The following is a 19,738-nucleotide window of genomic DNA, read 5'->3' as shown; positions in this document are numbered from 1 at the left end:
AAGTCGGGGGCTCCCATGACGGACTGCGGCCTCAGCGCGCGATCAGCCGCGCCACGTCGATCGTGGACTTGAGCATCTCCTGCTCCTTCATCAGGCCGACCCAGTAGGCGAGCTGCTTGTCGTTGACCACCGGCCCGGGCGGCGAGATCTGCACCTTCGCCAGCACGTCCGGTGGCAGCTTGATGTACTTGCCGATGGCCGCACGCACGCGCGCATCGTTCTTCGGCTGGCCCATGAAGGCGGCCGCCTCCACCAGCGATTCGCGGAAGGCGCGGACCGCCTGCGGGTTCTTCTCGGCCCAGTCGCGCCGCGCGGCGTGCACGATGGTCTGGTTGCCCTCGGGCAGGAAGGTGGAGTAGTAGCTGGCCACGTAGCCCGCGCCCGATTCGGTGATGCGGCTCATGAACGGATCGGCCGAGACCACCGCGTCCACCGAGCCGCCGCGCAGCAGGTCCGCATGCTGCGGGAAGGCCGCCTCGACGAAATTGACCTTGCGGTGGTCCACGCCCTGGTCCTTGAGCCAGGCGCGGAAGGTCACGTGCAGGAAGGCCCCCAGGCCCGGCACGCCGACCTTCTTGCCCACGCAATCCTGCGCCGTCTTGATGCCGCTGCCGGCGCGCGCCACCAGGCCGAAGCCGGTGATGCCCTTGGACGTGAGGCCGCCGCCGGCCACCAGCACCAGGTCCAGCCCGCCGTCCACCGCCTGCAGGAAGACCGAGGGCGTGGGGCCGCCGATGGTCAGGGAGCTGGACTGCAGCGCGGCGGGAATGGTGGAGTTGAGCGGGATGAATTTCGGCTCCACGTCCAGCGCGCGCTTCGTGAAGTAGCCCTCTTCCTTGGCCACGAAGACCGAGGCGAAGTCGGTGACCGCGGTGAAACCGAACACGATCTTGGTCGTGCCCTGGGCGCGGGCGGGCAGGGCGGCTGCCGCGAGCGTGGCGGCGCCGAGCGCCGAAAGTGCAGTGCGTCGTTTCATCAGGCTTGTCTCCGTGTGTGGGTCTTCTTGGAAGGCGCCGCCTTCGTACGAGCGGCGCGGGCAACGCGGGGGGCCGGCATGGCGGCCCGCAGGCCGCCCGCGATGAAGTCCACCATCAGCGCGCCGGCGGCCGGGTCGTTGGCCTGGGCCTCGCCGCCGGACAGGCGCTCCACGCGCGTGTCGGTCAGGTGGTGCAGCAGCGCCCCGAGCGCGAACTGGTAGCCCCAGGCCACCTGCGCGCGCGTGGCGTGCGGCAGGGCGCGCTGCAGGGCGTCGATAAAGGCCGTGGCCAGCGGGTCGAAGTAGTGGCGCAGCACGCGGTCGGCCTCTTCCGTGGCGTGCGACAGCTCGCGCGCCACCAGCAGCGCGTAGTACTCGCCTTCGTGGCTGGCGCGCAGGGTCAGCACCGGGGCCGTGAAGGCCTCGATGATGCGCGGCAGCGTGCGCGGGTCGGCGGCGTCGATGGGCACCGCCGCCAGCGCTTCCAGGCGGCGCTCGATGGTCGGGCGCCAGTGCGCGAAGATGGCCTCGAAGAGCGCGTTCTTGGGCCCGAAGTAATAGCCCACCAGCGCCAGCGGCACGCCGGCCTCGTCGGCGATCTGGCGGATGCTCACCGCGTGGTAGCCGTAGCGGGCGAAGAGCTTCTCGGCCGCCAGCAGGATGGCCTGCTTGCGGTCGGGGCGCGGCTCGGCCGCTGCTGCCCGTGCTGCCCGCAGCGGCGATGAACGGGAGGTCGACGGCACAGCCATGCTTCGTATTGAACAAACGTACAAATAACTTGTACACGCGTACAAACCCCGAGTCGCGGAAATGACGGCGCTGGGGCCGATCCGCATTGAGCGGACGGCGCCGCCGCATTAGGCTGGCCGGATGAGCCTTCCTGCCTACGTTCCCCAGATCCGCCTCTACCAGAACTGGCTGCGCGACACGCGCGGCCTGCACTTCGACAGCTACGACGCGCTGTGGCGCTGGTCGACCACCGAGCTCGACGCGTTCTGGCAGAGCATCTGGGACTACTACGGCCTGCGCTCGCCCACGCCGCACACCGCGGTGCTGGCCGAGCGCCGCATGCCGGGCGCCCAGTGGTTCCCCGGCGCACAGGTCAACTACGCGCGCGAGGTGCTGCGCCATGTGGACGCAGCCCACGCCGCCGGCTGCCTGGCCATCGTGAGCGAGAACGAGCTGGGCGAGGTGCGCGAGATGAGCTGGCCCGAGCTGCGGCGCCAGGTCGCTTCGGTCGCACTCACGCTGAAGTCGCTGGGCGTGCAGCGCGGCGACCGCGTGGCCGCCTACCTGCCCAACGTGCCCGAGACCATCGTCGCCTTCCTGGCCTGCTCCAGCCTGGGCGCGGTGTGGAGCGTGTGCGCGCCCGACATGGGCACCGCCGCCGTGGTGGACCGCTTCAAGCAGATCGAGCCCAAGGTGCTGATCGCCGCCGACGGCGTGTACTACGGCGCCAAGGCGCTGGACCGCAGCGCCACCGTGCAGCAGCTGCGCGAGGCGCTGCCCAGCGTGCAGAAGCTGCTGCTGCTGCGCACGCCGCATGCGGCCACGCAGATCCCGGCCGAGGCCGACTGGGCCAGCGCCAGCGCGCGCGACGACGCCGAGGTGGCCGCCTTCGAGCCCGAATGGCTGCCTTTCGACCACCCGATCTGGGTCGTGTACTCCAGCGGCACCACCGGCCTGCCCAAGCCCATCGTGCACGGCCAGGGCGGCATCATCATCAACATGTACGCCTGCGGGCTGCACAACGACGTGGGCGCCAGCTACAGCGACAACAACCGCGGCGAGCGCTACCACTGGTACAGCTCCACGGGCTGGGTGATGTGGAACTCGCAGCTCTCGGGTCTGGCCTTCGGCACCACCATCTGCCTGTTCGACGGCCACCCGGGCGGCAGCAAGGACAAGCCCGACTGGACCGTGCTGTGGCGCTTCGTCGCGCGCCATGGCGTCACCTTCTTCGGCGCCGGCGCGGCCTATTTCGCCAACTGCATGAAGGCCGGCGTGGTGGCCAAGGACTGCGGCGACCTGTCGCGCGTGCGGGCGCTGGGCAGCACCGGCTCGCCGCTGGCCGAGGACGTGCAGCGCTGGGGCACGGCGCAGCTCCAGGCCGCCGGGTCGGCCGATCCGTGGTGGTGCAACATCTCGGGCGGCACCGACTTCTGCGGCGCCTTCGTCGGCGGCCACCGCGAACTGCCCGAAGTGCCGGGCCAGATGCAGTGCCGCCAGATCGGTGCTGCCGTGGAAGCCTGGAACGAGCAGGGCCGCCCCGTGATCGGCGAGGTGGGCGAGCTGGTCTGCGTGCAGCCCATCCCGTCGATGCCGCTGTACTTCTGGAACGACCCCGGCAACGCGCGCTACCTCTCCAGCTACTTCGACACCTACCCGGGCGTGTGGCGCCACGGCGATTGGCTCAAGGTGGGCGAGGACGGCGGCTGCGTCATCTACGGCCGCAGCGACGCCACCATCAACCGCCAGGGCCTGCGCATGGGCACCAGCGAGATCTACAACGCCGTCGAAGCCCTGCCCGAAGTGCTCGATTCGATGGTGGTGGACCTCGAATACCTGGGCCGCGACAGCTACATGCCGCTCTTCGTGGTGCTGCGCCCCGGCGTCGTGCTGGACGATGCGATGCGCAAAAAGCTCAATGACGCCATCCGCGCCGCGCTGTCGCCGCGCTTCCTGCCCGACGACATCTTCCAGGTCGCCGAGATCCCGCGCACCCTGTCGGGCAAGAAGCAGGAGCTGCCCATCAAGAAGCTGATGCTGGGCCAGCCGCTGGAGAAGGTGGTCAACAAGGAGGCCATGGCCAACCCGGGCTGCCTGGACTGGTACGTGGCGCTGGCCGCCAGGCACGCGCAGCGCACCGCGGCCTGAAGGCGCGGGCCACGCGGGGCGGCGCGCCCCGGCGTGCCGGTCGGAGATCGCGCCGCCCGCCGGCGGCGCGTGCGCGCAGCGGGTCTAATGCGCCGGCGGCGCGCTGCGCCGACCCGCCCATCCGCCCATCCGCCGCCTCCTCCCTCGGCCGCGCCCCTGGCCCGGCCTGTTGCCCGCATGTCTTCCGATTCCGCTCCCTGGCGGGGCATCGCCGCGCTGAGCGTCGCGCTCGCGCTGAGCCAGTTCTTCCGCGGCTGCCTGGCCGTGATCGCGCCCGAGCTGCAGCACGACCTGCAGCTGTCGCCAGCCGGCTTCGGCGCGCTGTCCTCCTGCTTCTTCATCGCCTTCGGCCTGGCGCAGGTGCCGGTCGGCATTGCCTTCGACCGCTGGGGTGTGGGGCGCCCCACGCGCTGGCTGATGGCGCAGGGCACCGTGTCGGCGCTGCTGTTCATGGCCGCGCCCAGCGGGCCGGTCGCGATGCTGGCGCAGGCCGGGCTGGGGCTGGCCTGCGCGCCCATCTTCATGGGGCTCATGCACTACACGCTGGCCGCGCTGTCGCCGCAGCGCAGCGTGGGCGTGCTGGGCCGCGCCAACGCCGTGGGCATGCTGGGCGCGCTGGCGGCCACGGCCCCGCTGGGCTGGGCGGCCCATGCCTGGGGCTGGCGCAACCCGCTGCTGCTGGCGGCCGTGGCGATGGCGCTGGCCTGCGCCGGCGTGTGGCGCTGGGTGCGCGACGAGGGGCATGCCGACGCGCGCGCCGAATCGGTGCCGCAGATGCTGGGCAGCAGCCTGGCGCTGCTGGCGCGGCCCGCGCTGTGGACGCTGATCCCGCTGTGCGTGGCCATGGCCGCGGGCACCACCTTCCGCAACGCCTGGGGCGGGCCGTACTTCGCCGACGTGTTCGCGCTGCCGGCCGGCGCGCGCGGCCTGGCGCTGGCGGTGCTCAGCGGCATGGGCATCGTCACTGCCATCGGGCTGCCGGTGCTGGTGCGGCGCGGCTCCCTGCGCGGCACCATCGCGCGCGGCGCGGCCGTGGGCGTGGCGGCGGCGGTGCTGCTCGCGCTGGCGCCGGCGGTGGGGCTGGGCCTGAATCTGACGCTGCTGGCCGTGCTGGTCACGATCGGCATGCTGCATCCGCTGGTGATGACGCACGGCCGTGAACTGCTGCCGCCGGCCCAGCGCGGGCGCGGGCTGGGCGTGCTCAACAGCTTCGTGTTCCTGGGCTCGGGCTTCGCGGCCTGGCTCTTCGGGCAGGTGGCCGATGCGGGCCAGCAGCGCGGCTGGAGCGCGCCGGACATCTACAGCGCGATCTTCGGCCTGGCGGCGCTGCTGGCGCTGGCCGGCCTGCTGCCCTACCTGCGCAGCCCCGTGCCGCCCTCGGACGGCGCGGCGCGGCGCTGACGCCGCTGCAGCGCGGCTACAACCAGTTGCCGCTGCCCTGCGGCATCTGGATCTGCATCGCCGGGTCGCTGCCGCCGAAGAAGGCGCCGATCAGCAGGCTGAGCACCGACACGAAGAGACTGGCGAACAGCGCGGTCCAGAAGCCCGAGACGTGAAAGCCCCGCACCAGCGCCGCCACCAGCAGGATCACCAGCGCGTTGATCACCAGCAGGAACAGGCCGAAGGTGAGCAGGGTCAGCGGCAGCGTGAGCACGATCAGCAGCGGCTTGACGATCGCATTGGCAAAGCCCAGCAGCAGCGCCGAGGCGATCAGCGCGCCGGCGCTGTCGAAGCGCACGCCCTTGAAGATGTGGCTGGCCACCCAGAGCGACAGCGCCGTGATGGCCCAGTGGACGAGGAAGGGAGCGAGGTTGTCGAGCATCGCGCCATGCTAAGCCCATGCGGGCCGCGCAGCGCGTGGGGCCGGTCCTTGCGTGTGCTGCGCTGGTCTGATGCGCTGGCGCTGGACCTGCCGCCCCTGGACGAAACCCACCAGGAATTCGTCGAACTGCGGGGCCAGGCGAGGTGCGCGGATGAAGCCGCGCGGGCCGGTGCCTGGCATGCGCCGGTCGCGCACACGCAGGCGCACTACGACCAGGAAGACCGGTGGATGGCGGACACGGGCCTCGCGGCGGCCACGGCCACCGCCTCCAGCACCGCGCCGTGCGCGCGGCGCTACTTGCGCACGACGATGGTCAACAGCGCCGACGCATCGTGCACTGCCGCCACGCTGTGCGGCGTCTTGCCCAGCAGGTAGAGCAGCTGCCCGGGTTGCAGCGCCTGGCTGCGCCCTTCGGAGCGCACCTCGAGCTGGCCCTCGATGCATTGCAGCGTGATCTCGCCGTTCACGCTGTGGGTGGGAAAGGTCTCGCCCGCGCGCAGCACGAGGCGGATGACCTCCAGGTCGTTGGATTTGAACAGCGCCGTGGTGCGCTGGGAGGCCAGGCGGCCGCCGAATGGCGTCACGTCCGCGGCCTGTCCGGGGAGGGAGTGTTCGAGTGCCATGCGCGCAGTATGCGCGCGCCGCCCCGGTGCGCAAGCCCGGTCGAGCCCGAGGCCCGGGCCTTCGGCCCGCCCGCGCGCCGCGCCTGCGTGGGCGCGGCGGAGACGGAGACGGGCGCCCTCAGCGGATCGGCGCCAGCGTGCCCAGCCGCCGCGCGCGCCACAGCAGCGTGCCGGCGATGCACAGGTTCAGCGCGTTCCACGCGATGCCGTTGAGGAAGGCCGCGTGGTAGCTGCCCGTGAGGTCGAAGACCTTGCCTGACAGCCAGCCGCCCAGCGCCATGCCCAGCAGCGTGAAGCTGATCACCAGGCCGACACGGCCGCTGGCCTGGCGCGGCGGGAAGAACTCGCGCACGATGATGGCGTAGGCCGGTACGATGCCGCCCTGGAACAGGCCGAACAGCGCCGACACCACGAACAGCGGCACCAGCCCGTCGAAAGGCAGGAACAGCATCAGCGCCAGCCCCTGCAGCACCGAGCCCAGCAGCAGCGTGCGCAGGCCGCCGATGCGGTCGCAGATCCAGCCCGACACCAGCCGGCTCACGATGCCGCAGGCCAGCATCAGCGACAGCATCTGCGCCCCGCGCGCGGCGCCGAAGCCCAGGTCCACGCAGTAGGCCACGATGTGCACCTGCGGCATGGCCATCGCCACGCAGCAGGCGATGCCGGCCACGCACAGCAGCCCCTGCGCCATGCCCAGGCTGAAGCCGAAGGGGCGCAGCGTGGCATCGATCGGCGCCGCCATGCCGGGCTGCGACACCGCCGGCGCGGGCTCGTCGAGCGCCGGCGGGCGCTCGCGCAGGCACAGGGCGAGCCCGGCCATCGTCAGCGCGCAGAACAGGCCCAGCCCCACGTAGGTGGGCCGCCAGCCGGCGCTGTCCACGAAGTGCTGCACGATCGGCGGCCACACCGCCCCCGCCAGGTAGTTGCCGCTGGCGCAGACGGCCACCGCGATGCCGCGCCGGCGCACGAACCACAGCGAGGTGTCGGCCACCAGCGGCGCGAACACGGCGCCGCTGCCCAGTCCGATGAACACCGCCTGCAGCAACCCGAAGGCCGCGATGCTCTGCGCGAAGCTGGCCGCGATGAAGCCCAGGCCGATGCTGAAGGCGCCCGCGAACAGCGGCCAGGCCACGCCATGCCGGTCGGCCAGGCGGCCCATCAGCACGCCACCGATGCCGAAGCCGATCATCAGCAGCGTGTAGGGCAGCGAGGCATCGGCCCGCGCCACGCCGAAGTCGGCCTGCACGGCGGGCAGCACCACCGAGATCACGTACATGCCGCTGCTGCCCACGGTCATGATCAAAAGCGTGATGCCCAGGCGCAGCCAGGCGTAGGGCGAGTCGGGCAGGCGGGCGCGGGCACCGGGGGCGGGGAGGGTGGCGGACATGTCTCTGGGATGTTGTTGTGGCACAGGGGGCTCCGTGGCCACCTGGACGCAGTGTGCCTGCGCTTCGCGTCCGGCGCTGCCGCCGCCAAACCCCGGACAAAACATTGAGAACGATTCGTCTTTACAAGAAGCCAGTAACATCCGCCACGATCCCGGCCGAGGCCGGGCGCTCGGGTGAGCCACCGGTGTGCGGCCGCTGCGTTCAGCGCAGCTCCGGACCAGGGCGGCCGGCTCGGCGCGCTGCGCTGCGCCTGCCTGTCTTCGGGCCGCCGAAGACGGGGTACGGGTGCCAGCCCACCTCTTGATTCATAGCTTCCAAAAGGAAAACCGCATGAGCGCTGCTCAACTGCCCTCCCGCTTGCGCGTCGCGCGCCCCGTGGCCGCCGTCGGCCTGGCCCTGCTGCTGGGCGCCTGCGCCACCGGCCCGGCCTTCGAAGTGCCGGCCGAGGACTTCAAGGGCCGCGTCAGCCTGGTCGACACGCCCGTCGTGCTGCCGGGCTCGGAAGTGAAGGTGGCCGGCCAGAACTTCGTGCCTGGCCAGCAGGTGCAGTTGAGCTACGGCGGCGCCAGGCTCGGTTCCGCCGTCACCGTCGACGCCGAGGGCAAGTTCCGCACCGCATTTAACGTGCCAGCGGACGCACCGGCCGGCCAGCATCCGGTGGTCGTGAACGCCAGCAAGCCGCTGGCCGCACTGGTGCAGCCGCTGAAGGTCTCGCCCCATGTGCCGCTGTCGGGCCAGGACCGCTTCAGCACCGCCTCGCAAAAACTGGTGCCGGGCCTGTACCAGGCCGCCTACAGCGCCAGGAGCGACCGCGTGTTCGTCACCTCGGCCGCCGGCCGGCCCCCGGTCACGCAATCGGAGCTGGTGAAGGTGCATCCGCAGACGCTGGCCATCGAGGCGCGCGTGGCGCCCCGCCCCGCCCCGGCCCGCGCACCCGCGCCCGGCCAGCAGGCCCGCGACCCGGGCGTCTTCGCCGTCTACGGCGTGGGCGTGGACGACAGCCAGGGGACCGTCTGGGTCACCAACACGCGCCAGGACACCGTGGCCGTGTACCGCCAGTCCGACCTGGCCCTGCTCAAGCAGTTCGAGCCGGGCGCCGTGCCGCATGCGCGCGACGTGCTCGTCGACGAAGCACGCGGCAAGGCGTTCGTCTCTCCCGTGTTCCACCCGGCCATCAAGGTGTTCGACACACGCACGCTCCAGGCCCTGCCGGAGATCAAGATCGAGACCACGGTCAAGGGCCGCGACGCGAAGGACTTCTCGCCGATGAGCATCGACCTGGACCGCGCGGCCGGCAAGCTCTACGTGGTCAGCGGCACCGCGCCGGAAGTCGCCATCATCGATACCGCCAGCGGCAAGGTGGACAAGGTGTTCCTGGTCGAAGGCGTCCGCTCGGCGGCCGGTATCGGCTACGACGAGCGCAGCAAGCGCCTGTTCGTGACCGGACAGGGCAGCGACAACGTGGTGATCGTCGACCCGGCCACCGGCAAGACGCTGCATGACGTGCCCGTGGGCGCCGGCCCGTTGAACGTGGCCGTGGACGCGCCGCGCGGCCTGGCCTACATCCCCAACCGCGCCGCGGGCACGGTCACCGTGGTCAACACCGACGGCAGGATCGTGGCCAACCTGCCCGGCGGCACTTTCCCCAACCACCTGACCTTCGACGGCAAGGGCAGCGTCTTTGCGGTGAACAAGGCGCGCGGCGCCGAAGACCCGCAGGGCGACCGCATCACGCGCATCACGCCGCGCTGAGCCGCCGCGCGCAACGACCCGCGCGGCCGCAACCCCGCGCCGCGTTCGCCGGCCCCATCCCCCCGAGGGCCGCCGGTGCCGCGGCCGGACGCAGAACAGCCAAGGGCCCCGGTCGGGGCCCTTGCCACGTCTGCGGTGCGCGCGCGATGCCGCTGCCGCCAGGCTCAGGACATCAGGGCATCAGGGCATCAGGGCATCAGGGCATCAGCCGGTAGCCCACCGCCGTCTCGGTCAGCAGGTGCTTCGGCTGGGCCGGCTCCACCTCCAGCTTGCTGCGCAGGTGGCCCATGTAGACGCGCAGGTAGTGGCTGTGCTCACCGTGCGACGGCCCCCACACCTCGCGCAGCAACTGGCGCTGCGTGAGCACGCGGCCCGCATGCGCCACCAGCACCGTCAGCAGGCGGTATTCGGTGGGTGTGAGGTGCACCTCGGCCCCGGCGCGCCGCACCTGCCGCGCCGTGCGGTTCACCTCGATCGCCCCCGCGCCCTCGCCGAAGCGGAACACGGCATCCTCTGCGGCCGAGCCGCCTTCGCTGCCCGCTGCCGCGCGCGGGCGCCGCAGGTTGGCCCGCACGCGCGCCAGCAGCTCGCCGGTGCCGAAAGGCTTGGTCAGGTAATCGTCCGCGCCCGCGTCCAGCGCGGCGATCTTGTCGGCTTCATCCACGCGCGCCGACAGCACGATGATCGGCACCGTCGACCAGCCGCGCACGTCGCGGATCAGTTCCAGCCCGTCGCCATCGGGCAGCCCCAGGTCCAGCACCAGCAGATCAGGCCGCCGCGTGCCCGCCGCCGCCAGCCCTTCGCGCTGCGTGCCGCATTCGTGCACCTGCCAACCCTCGGCCTCCAGCGCGCCGCGCACAAAGCGGCGGATCTGGGGTTCATCTTCGATGACCAGGGCGGTGGGGGAGGGCATGCGGTGTGATGAAAAGAAGGGGCGGAGGCGAGGCACGGCGGGGGGCAGTGTGCCTATTGCTGTCATCGGCCTTCAGGCAAAAAGCTCGTAAAACGCCTCGATCTCGCCAGCCATTCGAATACTTCATCGTTCCTTCCGCCGCAATGTCTTCGAATGTCTCGGCGTTCCATCAAAAGTGGCTCGCCACCCCCGGTAAGAATAATCGGCCGCACAAAGACAATACCGTCCGTGCCGTAGCTGTTGCACCCGAAGCCCCAGCTTACTTCTGGCCTGTACTGGAGTACCGGGAGCGATGGGATCTCATCGAAAAAGAACTTGATGCCTAGCTCTTCCATCAAGAGAACGTCCCCCGGTAATCCGGGCGCATGCCTTTCCGTCAAACGTTAGCGCCAATAAACCGCAATGTTCGCTGCGCCGCGATCATCAGGATCGACGCATGGTCTTCTTCCGGGAACACGCGGAAGGTGAATTCGCCCTCGCCGAAGCGTGGGCCCAGCTCGGCCGCCAAGCCCTGCGCGCTGGCCACCATCTGCCGTTTGGCGCGTCGCGCGACCAGTTGCTCGTAACCGGGCTGCGCGCGCTGCCACGGCGGCACTTCGCCTTCGTATTCGCCCACGGCCAGGAACAGGCGCGGGCGGCTGGCGTGGGGCAGGGCTGAGCTCAGGCGGGCGCGCAGGTCGGCTTCGTCCCACCAGATCGAGGGGCTGATCGCGGCCCAGTGGCGGAAGGCGTCGGGGCGCGCGGCCAGGGCCTGCAGCACGAACTGGCCGGCCAGCGAATGGCCGAACAGGCTCTGGCGGGTGCCGTCCAGCGGCAGTTCGGCGCGCAGCGCGGGCGCCAGCTCATCCGCGATGAAGGACAGGAAGGCGTATGCGCCGCCGACGGTGCCGGCGGGCGGTGGGGCTTCATTGGCGGGCGGTCCGGCCGTGAAGTCGCGGCGGCGCAGGGCTTCGGCGTACAGCGGCTGGCCGCCGTCCGCGTCTTCCTGGGCGATGCCGATCACGGCGGTGGGCACCACGCCCGTGGCGTCGGGCCGGTGGCTGGAGCGGCGGATGCCTTCGACGAAGGTGCCGAACAGCGCATTGGCGTCGAGCACGTAGATCGCGGGAAAGCCGCCCGCTGGCGCTTCACCCGGCGGGACCCACAGGCTGATCCGGTAGGTCCGCCCGTTGGCCGCTGCGCGCAGGCGGCGCACCTGGGAGCCGGGCAGCGCGACGGCGGGCCAAGCGTGACCTGTCGGGGCGGCGGGCGTGGCCGGTGTGGGGTCGCTCATCGCGTGCGCGCGTCCGCAGGCAGCGCATTCGGCAGCACATCGTCCACCATGATCTGCAGGCCGCCGCGCGAGCAGTGCTCCACGCGCGCCTGCACGCCATAGACCTGCGCCAGCGTCTCGGGCGTGATGGCCTCGGCCGGCGTGCCGGTGGCCACCACGGCGCCCTGCGCCAGCATCACGATGCCTTCGGACCAGCGCGCGGCGATCTGCAGGTCGTGCAGCACCATGATGGCGATCATGCCGCGCTCGCGCGCCAGCTCCTGCACCAGGCGCATCACGCGCAGCTGGTGCTGCAGGTCCAGCGCGCTGATGGGTTCGTCCAGCAGCAGCACGCGCGGCTCGCGCACCAGCGACTGGGCCAGCGACACCAGCTGGCGCTGCCCGCCCGACAGGTGGTCCAGCCCTTCAAGCGCGAGGTGCAGGATGCCCACGCGCTCCAGGATGGCGACGGCGCGGCGCTGGTCGGCGTCGTGGCCGGCCTTGCCCTGGTGTTCGCCCGGCGCGTCCGTGGCCGAGGCCTGCAACGCGCCCAGCACGCTTTCGAGCACCGACAGCGCCACGCCCTGCGGCAAGGTCTGCGGCATGTAGGTCACGCGGCGCGCGTGCTCGGCCAGCGGCAGGCCGACCAATTCCTGGGGGCCCAGCTTCACCGAGCCGGTGGCCGCCTGCAGGCCGGCCAGCGCGCGCAGCAGCGTGCTCTTGCCGGCCGCGTTGGGGCCCAGCAGCGAATGCACCTCGCCGGGCCGGAACACGGGCAGGCTCAGGTTCCGGATGATCTGGCGGTCGCGGTAGCCGGTGGACAGGCCGCTGACCTGCAGCGCGTCGGTGTAAAGCACGGATGTGGGCGCGTGGCTCATGAACGGCCCGGGTTGCGGAAGATCAGGAACAGGAACACCGGCACGCCCACGATGGCCGTGACGATGCCCACGGGCATGATGGCCCCCGGCACCAGCGTCTTGCTGGCCACCGAGGCCAGCGACATGATCAGCGCGCCGCACAGCACGCTGGCCGGCAGCAGGAAGCGATGGTCTTCGCCCAGCAGCAGGCGCGCCATGTGCGGGCCCACCAGGCCGATGAAGCCGATGGTGCCGGCGAAGGCGACCGAGGTGGCGGCCAGCAGGCTCACGCGCAGCAGCGTCAGAAAGCGCAGCCGGCCCACGTCCACGCCGAAGCTGCGGGCGCGGTCTTCGCCCAGGCGCAGCGAGGTCAGGCGGCCCGCGGCCATCAGCGAAAAGGGCAGCACCCCGGCCAGCACCAGCGCCAGCACGCCGACATGGTTCCAGGTGGCGCGCGAGAGCGATCCCATGCTCCAGAACACCAGCTGCTGCAGCGCTTCCTGCGACGACAGGAACTGCACCAGCGCCACCAGCGCGTTGAAGGCGAAGACCAGCGCAATGCCCAGCAGCACCACGGTTTCCACCCCCGCGCTGCGCCGCCGCGCCATGGCCTGCAGCAGCAGCACGGAGCCGAAGGCGAAAACGAAGGCGTTGAGGGGCACCATCCATTCGGGCGGCACGAAGGGCAGGCTCACGCCCAGCACGATGGCCAGCGCCGCGCCGAAGGACGCGGCCGACGACACGCCGAGCGTGAACGGGCTGGCCAGCGGGTTGTTGAGGATGGTCTGCATCTCGGCGCCCGCCAGCGAGAGCGCGGCGCCGACCAGCACGGCCATCAGCGCATAGGGCAGGCGCACCTGCCAGATGATGGCCTGCTGCGGCGCAGAGAGCGCATCGGGCGAGAAAAGGCCGCCCAGCACCTGCAGGGCCGTGAGCGAGGAGGGGCCGGTCACCAGGTCGAGCAGGAAGGCGGCCACGCACAGCAGGCCCAGGCCGGCCACGATGAGCACGCGGCGCGCCACCAGCTTGCGGTACGCCAGCAGCACCTCATCGGCGCTCAGGCGCAGTTCGGCGGTATGGCTCATTTCAATGCCGCCCGGCCGCCCGAAGGCATTGAAAGGCCCCCTCGGGGGGCAGCGAACCGCGCGAAGCGGGGAAGCGTGGGGGTCCTCATTTCAATGCCGCCCGGCCGCCCGAAGGCATTGAAAAGCCCCCTCGGGGGGAGCGAACCGCGCGAAGCGGGGAAGCGTGGGGGTCTTCATTTCAGGCCTATCCAGCCCGCGCCTTCGTACGGCACGGCCAGGAAGCGCTTGTTGATTTCATCCAACGTCTTCACCGGGTCCACGTCCTTGAACAGCTCGGGGTGGATCCAGGTCGCGAAGGCCTCGATGGCCACGATGTCGATCGGCGAATTGATCAGCTGGTGCGCCAGGCCGTAGGCGCGGCCGGCCTTGACGGCCGACAGCTGGGCGATGCCCTGGCGCTGCGCCACGGCATTGAGGGATGCGCGTGCGCGCGCGGCGTCATAGCCCGCGCCCAGCACCAGGCCGCCGGCCTTTTCCAGGTGCGCGCCGCCGGTGGCGATGTAGACCTGCGGGTCGCGCGACATCACGTATTCGAGGTTCAGCTTGCCCGTGGGCGCCTTCAGCACGTCGGCGCCGATGTTGTGGCCGCCCACGAACTCGATGTACTCACCCATGTTGCCCTTGCCGGGCGAGTTGCAGCAGTCCTTGCTGATGCCCGCATGCGCTTCCAGGAAGACGGCGGGGCGGTCCTTGGCGGCCAGCCTGGCCACGCGCTGGGCGATCTTGTCGCGGTGCTGGCGGCTGAAGGCGATGTACGCGTCGGCCTGGGCCGCGCCGCCCGTCAGCTGGCCCAGGATGCGCAGGCTGGGCGCCTGGTTCTTGAACGGGTTGTCGAAGAAGTCGATGAACACCACCGGGATGCCTGCCGCCTGCAGCTGGGCGATCTGCGCGTCGGTGGGGCCGGAGCCGACCGAGACCACGGCCACGTCGGGCGCGGCGGCCAGCACGGCTTCGAGGTTGAAGCTGCCGGCCGAGCTGGCCACCTGCGGCACCTTGGCCAGCGCGGGGAAGCGCTTGAGGTACTGCTGGTAGGTGGCGTCGCCGATGCGGTGGATGTCGCGCGGCCAGGCGGCCAGCGGCTTCACGGGGTCGGGCTGGATCAGCGCCAGCGCGACCAGGAAGCGGCCGTCGTCGATGGAGATCTTGCGCACCGCGTCCGGCACCGTCACCGTGCGGCCGCGCAAGTCGGTGATCTGGGCGGCGTCGGCCGCGCGCGGCAGCAGGGCGCCGCCCAGCGCCAGCATCAGGCCGCAGACGGCGGCAAAACGGCGGAAGCTGGTTTTCAACAAGAACGATTCCTAATTGCAGGGCAAACCCTGGATGTTGCCACAGGCGGCCTGGGCCGGCCGGCGCCACCGGGCCCAGGCACGAGCGGGCGCGATGGGCTGGCGGCCGCTTCTACTTCTAGAATGAGCTGAAAGCGAACTATTCTCATCTATGGCGGGTGCGGCGCGGACGGCGGGGTGACGAGCCCCCTCGCGCCGCCAGGGCTCTTTCGAGCCCTCCCCGCCTTGTCTGCGTCTCCCCGGCCCGCGCCGTGAGATGTGAGCCCTCCCTCCCTCCATGTCCCCTTTGCCCTCTCTGCCCCGGCGCCCTCTGTTGCTGGCCCTGGCCGCTGTCGGTCTGCAGGCCTGCGGCGCGATGCCTTCGTCGCCCGGGGCGGCCGCCCTTTCGCCCGCGCCGTCCCCCAGCGGCCCCCCGAGCGGCCCGGCCCGTGCGGCGGGCCAGAAGGTCGGGCCCACGGTGGCCGACCGCGGCTCGCCGCATTACGCCTTCGACCACTTCGAGTTCGACTCCGTCGACGGCCAGCGCCACTACCGCGTGCAGCTGGCGGTGCCCCAGGCGCCGCCGCCGGGCGCCGGGTATCCGCTGCTGCTGATGCTCGACGGCAACGCCGCCTTCGGCGAGCTGTCCGACGGCATGCTGGCGCAGATGGCCGCCGGCGGCCGGCCGGTGGCCATCGCCGCGCTGGGCTACCAGACCGAGCAGGCCATCGACGTCACGGCGCGCGCCTACGACTACACGCCGCCGGTGCCGGGGGAGCATCCGACCTGGGACAGCGAGGCGCGCCGGCGCCGCGGCGGCGGGGCCGACGTGTTCCTGAACCTGATCGCGCAGCAGGTGTTGCCCGAGCTGCGCCGGCGCGTGCCTTTCGATGCGGCGCGCAGCACGCTCTGGGGCCATTCCTACGGGGGGCTGCTGACGGTGTACGCGCTGCTCACGCGGCCGGCACTGTTCGCGCGCTATGCGGCGGCCGATCCGTCGCTGTGGTGGCACGACAGCTTCATCCTCGAGGTGGAACGGCACGCCCGCCCCCTGCCGGCCGGCCGGCCCACCGAACTGCTGCTGATGGCGGGCGGCGCGGCCACCGCGGCCCGGCCCGAAGCCCCCGCCCCGCAGGCGCCGGCCGGCCCCGCGCCCAGCTTCGCCGAAGGCACGCCGGCCGGGCGTGCGAACCGGCTGGCCTCCATGGCCGAGGCCGTGCCCCGGTTCGCCGCGCGCCAGGCGCAGCGCGCCGGCCTGTCGGTGCAGTGGCTGCCCTTCCCGGGCGTGGGCCACGGCCCCCTGCGCGCGGCGTCCATCCCGCCCACGCTGCGGCTGGCGGCGCGCTGAGGCGGGGGCTCCAGCAGCCGTGGCGGGGAAGAAGGACTGGGCCCTGCGCGGCGCGGACGTCATTGCGGTCCCCCGCGCGCCCGGAGGCCCGGCCCTGCGCCGGCAGCTTCCTGTCAGGCCATCGGCAGGTCGAAGCGCGCCCGCCAGGGCAGCGCGGGCCAGGCTTCGCCGCTGGCCACGATCACCAGGCGGCGGCCGGCCTGCGCCACCTCGGCCAGCGCGGCCTGCAGCGCGCGGACCGAGGCCGCGTCGAGTGCCGCACCCGGTTCGTCGAGCAGCGTGAGCGGGCGGCCGCTGGCCAGCGCGCAGGCCAGCCACACCTTGCGCCGCGAGCCGGTGGAGAGCATGTGCATGCCCTTGTCCAGGTGCGGCGCCAGGCCGAAGGCCTCGGCCAGCGCCTCCCAGCGCGCCGTGTCGAAGCCGGCGTCGTCGGCGCGCAGCTGCGCCACGCTCTCGCGCACGCCCATCGCGTGAAAGGCCTGCGTGCCGGGGTCGACGTAGAAGACCTGCCGCCGCCACGCGGCCGCATCGCCGGGCAGCGCGGCCAGCGGCAGGGCCAGCCCGCCGCGCAGGGCCAGGCCGGGCGCGGGCTCACCGGCCAGTGCGCGCAGCAGCGTGCTCTTGCCGCTGCCGGTGTCGCCGTGCAGCAGCGTCAGGCCGGGGCCGAGGTCGGCGCTCCAGGCGCGCACCAGCGGCGTGCTGCCTTCGAAGGCGAGGTGCAGGTCGCGGATGCGCAGTGCGGGCGGCGGGGCGTCGGTGCCGGAAAAGGGGGAAGGAGCCATGCGGCAACACTACACCATCGCCGACCGCGCCGACCGCGCCGACCGCGCCGACCGCGAGAGCGGGCAATCGGGCAATCGGGCGGATGCCGCGCCCCGGTTTTCTTGGCAGGCGGATGCACGGCGGCAGGGCCTCGCCCGGCGGCTGGCGGCGGCGCCGGCGGCGGCTCACAATGCCGGGACGATGTCCTGCTTCGCCCGCCTGCTCCTCGCGTCCGTGGTCCTGGGCGCCGCCAGCGCGCCCGCGTCGGCCGACGTGGCCCGCTGCACCGACCTGCGCGGCCGCGTCATCTACACCGACCAGGCCTGCCCTTCGGGCACCCTGCAGACCGGCGCCGTGCCGGTGCCCGAAGCGGCGCCGCCCGGCTACCAGGGCGATGACGGCCCGCGCCAGGCCCAGGTGGAAAGCGCCGAGCGCGCGGCCCGCCTGCAGCGCGAAACGGTGGAGGCCGCGCGCCGGCAGGCCCGCCCTGACCCGCCGGCCGACCCGGGCCTGACCGTGATCGGCCCCGCGCCGCGCCCGTCGCCCGAGGAACAGCGCTGGAGCGAGCGCAGCGAGGACCGCGTGTGGATCGACCCCTGGGACGGCTACCCGGGCGGCTACTACCCCGGGGCCGGTTATCCCCGGCGGCCGCGCCCGCCCATCGACCAGCGGCCGGTCATCCGCCACTGCGACGCCGGCGGCTGCACCGATACGCTGGGCAACCACTACAACCGCAAGGGCCAGCTCGACCGTTATGAAGGCCCGGGCGGCAAGACCTGCCGGCCCGTGGGCTCGACCACCATCTGCCGATGAGATGAGCTGCGGGCCGGGCCCGCGGCGCCGAGCGTTCCGCGTGAACGGGCGGAAAGGGCGCAGAGCGCCATCCCGCGCTCACGGCTTCACCGCTCGTGCGCGCGCAGCAGCTCGTACACCATCAGCGGCCGCTGGCGCCCGCGCAGTTCCACCGCGTCGATGCGGCGCGTGGGCAGCCGCCCGTCCAGGGCCTGGGCCGTGGTTTCGGACACCAGCGCGCGCGTGCCCAGCTCGCGATTGATGCCTTCGATGCGGCTGGCCACGTTCACGGTGTCGCCCACCGCGGTGTAGGCCAGGCGGTCATGGGCGCCCAGCACGCCCGCCACCACCGGCCCGGTGTGGATGCCGATGCGCGTGTCGAAGGGGCTGAGCCCGCGCGCCCCCCACTCGGCATTCAGCGCGTCGATGGCCGCCAGCAGCGCCAGCGCGGCATGGCTGGCCTGCAGCGCCGCGTCGGGCAGTTCCGTCGGCGCGCCCCACAGCACCATCATCCCGTCGCCCATGAACTTGTCGATGGTGCCGCCATGGCGCACGATGACCTCGGAGGCGAGGTTGAAATACTGCGTGAGCTGCTCCACCAGCAGGTCGGGCGGCGTGGATTCGGCCAGCGCGGTGAAGCCGTGGATGTCGGTGAACATCACGGTCACTTCGCGCGGCTCGCCGCTGGGCTCCAGCGGGCGGCCTTCGGCCAGCAGCTGGCGCACCACGTCCACGGGCACGAAGCGCCGGAAGGCCCGCAAGCCGCGCGCCGAATCGTCCAGCGCCTGGTCCAGGTGCTGCAGTTCCAGCACGCGGCTGTTCACGCGCGGCAGGTGGTCCAGCTCCAGCCGGCCGATCCGCCGTGCGATGCCCGACAGCTGTTCGACCGGGCGCGTCACGCGCTGGGCCAGCCGCAGCGAATAGACCAGGATCAGCGCCAGGAAGGCCGCCACGAGCGCCAGCGCCCACAGCAGGGCGCGGTGCAGCCCGCCCATCAGCGCCTCCTCGGGCACCCAGCTGACCAGCTCCCATTGCGTGGACGGGATGCGCGACAGGCGCACCAGGTAGGGCACGCCTTCCACCTCCAGCCGGAAGGCGGGGCGCGCGGCCTCTTCGGGGCTCAGGCCGCTCGCGCGCAGGTGCAGGTGCACCGCGCCCAGCACGCCGCCCATGGGCTCGGCCAGCATGCCGGGCTGCTCGCGCAGGTCGCTGCGCGCCAGCACCTGGTGGCTGGCCGTGAGCAGCGCGCTGTCGCCGTAACCGGCGCGGCTGAACTGGCGCACGAAATCGCCCAGGCGGCTCAGCGTCACGTCGCCCACGCTGATGCGCAGCGGCCCGTCCCCGTCCTCGCGGCGGCCGGGCACCGCATAGGTCACGCCCAGGTCGGGCGGGTTGGTGTAGACGTAGGGCTCGGTCCAGATCGGCTGCTGCGCGGCCACGGCCTGCCGGTACCAGGGCCGCGACTGCGGGTCGTAGCTGGTCTGGAAGGTGGCCACCGATTGCGTGGCGAAGCGCGCCTGCGGGCTCGCGTCGGGGTTGTCGAAGGGCGGCTTGTACTCCCAGGTCTCGCGCGTCACGCCGCCCTGGTGCGCGATGAAGCGCACGCCCGGCGCCGGCTTGCGCCCGACCAGCAGCATGTGCCCGGCATCGTCCGCCACGTACAGGCTGTCCAGCTCGGGCGCCTGCATCAGCAGCGTCCACATCAGCTCGGCCGAGGCCGCGGCCTCGGGGCCGGTCGGGCTCAGGCGCGGCGCCCCGGCCAGCGCGTCCACGGCCGAGGCGGTGCGCCGCAGGAAGCCCTGGATGCGGTCCTCCACGCGCTGGTGGTCCGCATGGTGCGTGGACTCGCCGATGGTCGACACCAGCCGCTGCGCGCCCCAGTAGCCCGCGCCCACCAGCAGGGCCGATTGCGTGAGCACCAGCGTGGCGAGGATGGTGCCCACGTCCACACGGAAGCGGCGCAGGCGCGCAGGGCGGGGAAGGGCGGCGGACGGCGTGGACATCGAAGGTGGCGAAGCGGAAGGAA

At 72.2% G+C, this 19,738-nt stretch carries 17 protein-coding genes; 5 read left to right on the top strand and 12 right to left on the bottom strand.

Annotation, left to right across the window (positions count from 1 at the left end):
• Window positions 1-31: 31 nt before the first annotated feature.
• Both LG388_RS06345 and LG388_RS06340 read right to left on the bottom strand, forming a co-directional pair.
• A complete protein-coding gene (locus LG388_RS06345) occupies window positions 32-979 on the bottom strand; it encodes an ABC transporter substrate-binding protein (protein WP_225782741.1) in 948 nt (315 codons plus the stop codon).
• On the bottom strand, window positions 976-1,725 hold the full coding sequence (locus LG388_RS06340) for a TetR/AcrR family transcriptional regulator (protein ID WP_225782022.1): 750 nt from the start codon (window positions 1,723-1,725) through the stop codon (window positions 976-978). Before LG388_RS06340 ends, LG388_RS06345 begins: the two co-directional genes overlap by 4 nt.
• Window positions 1,726-1,846: 121 nt before the next feature.
• On the opposite strand from LG388_RS06340, the gene LG388_RS06335 reads away from it, so the two are divergent.
• Window positions 1,847-3,853, top strand: a complete 2,007-nt coding sequence (locus LG388_RS06335) for an acetoacetate--CoA ligase (RefSeq protein ID WP_225782021.1) — start codon at window positions 1,847-1,849, stop codon at window positions 3,851-3,853.
• Window positions 3,854-4,030: 177 nt separating this feature from the next.
• Window positions 4,031-5,254: an MFS transporter gene (locus tag LG388_RS06330; RefSeq protein ID WP_225782020.1), complete on the top strand. Its 1,224-nt coding sequence runs from the start codon at window positions 4,031-4,033 to the stop codon at window positions 5,252-5,254.
• A gap of 16 nt (window positions 5,255-5,270) precedes the next feature.
• Here LG388_RS06330 and LG388_RS06325 read toward each other — a convergent pair whose 3' ends face one another.
• The 3 genes from LG388_RS06325 to LG388_RS06315 all read right to left on the bottom strand — a co-directional run bounded on the left by LG388_RS06325 (window position 5,271) and on the right by LG388_RS06315 (window position 7,685).
• Window positions 5,271-5,675, bottom strand: a complete 405-nt coding sequence (locus LG388_RS06325) for a phage holin family protein (protein WP_225782019.1) — start codon at window positions 5,673-5,675, stop codon at window positions 5,271-5,273.
• Between the two features lie 293 nt (window positions 5,676-5,968).
• The gene (locus tag LG388_RS06320; RefSeq protein ID WP_225782018.1) at window positions 5,969-6,298 is read right to left on the bottom strand and encodes a cupin domain-containing protein; all 330 of its coding nucleotides are present in this window, start codon (window positions 6,296-6,298) and stop codon (window positions 5,969-5,971) included.
• Window positions 6,299-6,416: 118 nt separating this feature from the next.
• Window positions 6,417-7,685 (bottom strand): MFS transporter, encoded by a 1,269-nt coding sequence (locus LG388_RS06315; protein WP_225782017.1) that lies wholly within the window; start codon window positions 7,683-7,685, stop codon window positions 6,417-6,419.
• 331 nt (window positions 7,686-8,016) lie between these two features.
• Between LG388_RS06315 and LG388_RS06310 the strand changes: the two genes are divergently transcribed.
• The gene (locus LG388_RS06310) at window positions 8,017-9,438 is read left to right on the top strand and encodes a YncE family protein (RefSeq protein ID WP_225782016.1); all 1,422 of its coding nucleotides are present in this window, start codon (window positions 8,017-8,019) and stop codon (window positions 9,436-9,438) included.
• 196 nt (window positions 9,439-9,634) lie between these two features.
• On the opposite strand, the gene kdpE is transcribed toward LG388_RS06310, so the two are convergent.
• The 5 genes from kdpE to LG388_RS06285 form a co-directional block, all read right to left on the bottom strand.
• Window positions 9,635-10,351 carry a two-component system response regulator KdpE gene (gene kdpE / locus LG388_RS06305; protein ID WP_225782015.1) on the bottom strand — a complete coding sequence of 239 codons (717 nt, stop codon included), beginning with the start codon at window positions 10,349-10,351 and terminating at the stop codon, window positions 9,635-9,637.
• A gap of 376 nt (window positions 10,352-10,727) precedes the next feature.
• Entirely contained in the window at window positions 10,728-11,624 is an 897-nt protein-coding gene (locus tag LG388_RS06300) for an alpha/beta hydrolase (protein ID WP_225782014.1), read from the bottom strand.
• A complete protein-coding gene (locus LG388_RS06295; protein WP_225782013.1) occupies window positions 11,621-12,481 on the bottom strand; it encodes an ABC transporter ATP-binding protein in 861 nt (286 codons plus the stop codon). Before LG388_RS06295 ends, LG388_RS06300 begins: the two co-directional genes overlap by 4 nt.
• Complete coding sequence (locus tag LG388_RS06290; protein WP_225782012.1) at window positions 12,478-13,545, bottom strand: iron ABC transporter permease; 1,068 nt, start codon at window positions 13,543-13,545, stop codon at window positions 12,478-12,480. Before LG388_RS06290 ends, LG388_RS06295 begins: the two co-directional genes overlap by 4 nt.
• A 173-nt stretch (window positions 13,546-13,718) precedes the next feature.
• A complete protein-coding gene (locus LG388_RS06285; RefSeq protein ID WP_225782011.1) occupies window positions 13,719-14,831 on the bottom strand; it encodes an ABC transporter substrate-binding protein in 1,113 nt (370 codons plus the stop codon).
• A 277-nt stretch (window positions 14,832-15,108) separates the two neighbouring features.
• Between LG388_RS06285 and LG388_RS06280 the strand changes: the two genes are divergently transcribed.
• Window positions 15,109-16,158, top strand: coding sequence for an alpha/beta hydrolase (locus tag LG388_RS06280; RefSeq protein ID WP_225782010.1), 1,050 nt, complete (start codon window positions 15,109-15,111; stop codon window positions 16,156-16,158).
• A 113-nt stretch (window positions 16,159-16,271) separates the two neighbouring features.
• Here the strand turns inward: LG388_RS06280 and LG388_RS06275 are convergent, their stop codons facing one another.
• Window positions 16,272-16,940, bottom strand: a complete 669-nt coding sequence (locus LG388_RS06275) for an ATP-binding cassette domain-containing protein (protein WP_225782009.1) — start codon at window positions 16,938-16,940, stop codon at window positions 16,272-16,274.
• A gap of 181 nt (window positions 16,941-17,121) precedes the next feature.
• Here LG388_RS06275 and LG388_RS06270 point away from each other — a divergent pair, with 181 nt between their 5' ends.
• Window positions 17,122-17,733: a DUF4124 domain-containing protein gene (locus LG388_RS06270; RefSeq protein WP_225782008.1), complete on the top strand. Its 612-nt coding sequence runs from the start codon at window positions 17,122-17,124 to the stop codon at window positions 17,731-17,733.
• 86 nt (window positions 17,734-17,819) lie between these two features.
• On the opposite strand, the gene LG388_RS06265 is transcribed toward LG388_RS06270, so the two are convergent.
• Window positions 17,820-19,715, bottom strand: coding sequence for an adenylate/guanylate cyclase domain-containing protein (locus LG388_RS06265; protein WP_225782007.1), 1,896 nt, complete (start codon window positions 19,713-19,715; stop codon window positions 17,820-17,822).
• Window positions 19,716-19,738: the final 23 nt, after the last annotated feature.

The organism is Xenophilus sp. Marseille-Q4582 (assembly GCF_916700565.1).
GTDB lineage: Bacteria > Pseudomonadota > Gammaproteobacteria > Burkholderiales > Burkholderiaceae_C > Xenophilus.
Note: the sequence above shows the minus strand (reverse complement) of the source record. Positions and strands in the feature narration are given on the sequence as shown.

Excerpts from the sequence above, each read along its gene's own strand:
- LG388_RS06340 (WP_225782022.1), bottom strand. The coding sequence starts at position 1,725 with ATGGCTGTGCCGTCGACCTCCCGTTCATCGCCGCTGCGGGCAGCACGG.
- LG388_RS06335 (WP_225782021.1), top strand. The coding sequence starts at position 1,847 with ATGAGCCTTCCTGCCTACGTTCCCCAGATCCGCCTCTACCAGAACTGG.
- LG388_RS06330 (WP_225782020.1), top strand. The coding sequence starts at position 4,031 with ATGTCTTCCGATTCCGCTCCCTGGCGGGGCATCGCCGCGCTGAGCGTC.
- LG388_RS06325 (WP_225782019.1), bottom strand. The coding sequence starts at position 5,675 with ATGCTCGACAACCTCGCTCCCTTCCTCGTCCACTGGGCCATCACGGCG.
- LG388_RS06320 (WP_225782018.1), bottom strand. The coding sequence starts at position 6,298 with ATGGCACTCGAACACTCCCTCCCCGGACAGGCCGCGGACGTGACGCCA.
- LG388_RS06315 (WP_225782017.1), bottom strand. The coding sequence starts at position 7,685 with ATGTCCGCCACCCTCCCCGCCCCCGGTGCCCGCGCCCGCCTGCCCGAC.
- LG388_RS06310 (WP_225782016.1), top strand. The coding sequence starts at position 8,017 with ATGAGCGCTGCTCAACTGCCCTCCCGCTTGCGCGTCGCGCGCCCCGTG.
- kdpE (WP_225782015.1), bottom strand. The coding sequence starts at position 10,351 with ATGCCCTCCCCCACCGCCCTGGTCATCGAAGATGAACCCCAGATCCGC.
- LG388_RS06300 (WP_225782014.1), bottom strand. The coding sequence starts at position 11,624 with ATGAGCGACCCCACACCGGCCACGCCCGCCGCCCCGACAGGTCACGCT.
- LG388_RS06295 (WP_225782013.1), bottom strand. The coding sequence starts at position 12,481 with ATGAGCCACGCGCCCACATCCGTGCTTTACACCGACGCGCTGCAGGTC.
- LG388_RS06290 (WP_225782012.1), bottom strand. The coding sequence starts at position 13,545 with ATGAGCCATACCGCCGAACTGCGCCTGAGCGCCGATGAGGTGCTGCTG.
- LG388_RS06280 (WP_225782010.1), top strand. The coding sequence starts at position 15,109 with ATGTCCCCTTTGCCCTCTCTGCCCCGGCGCCCTCTGTTGCTGGCCCTG.
- LG388_RS06275 (WP_225782009.1), bottom strand. The coding sequence starts at position 16,940 with ATGGCTCCTTCCCCCTTTTCCGGCACCGACGCCCCGCCGCCCGCACTG.
- LG388_RS06270 (WP_225782008.1), top strand. The coding sequence starts at position 17,122 with ATGTCCTGCTTCGCCCGCCTGCTCCTCGCGTCCGTGGTCCTGGGCGCC.
- LG388_RS06265 (WP_225782007.1), bottom strand. The coding sequence starts at position 19,715 with ATGTCCACGCCGTCCGCCGCCCTTCCCCGCCCTGCGCGCCTGCGCCGC.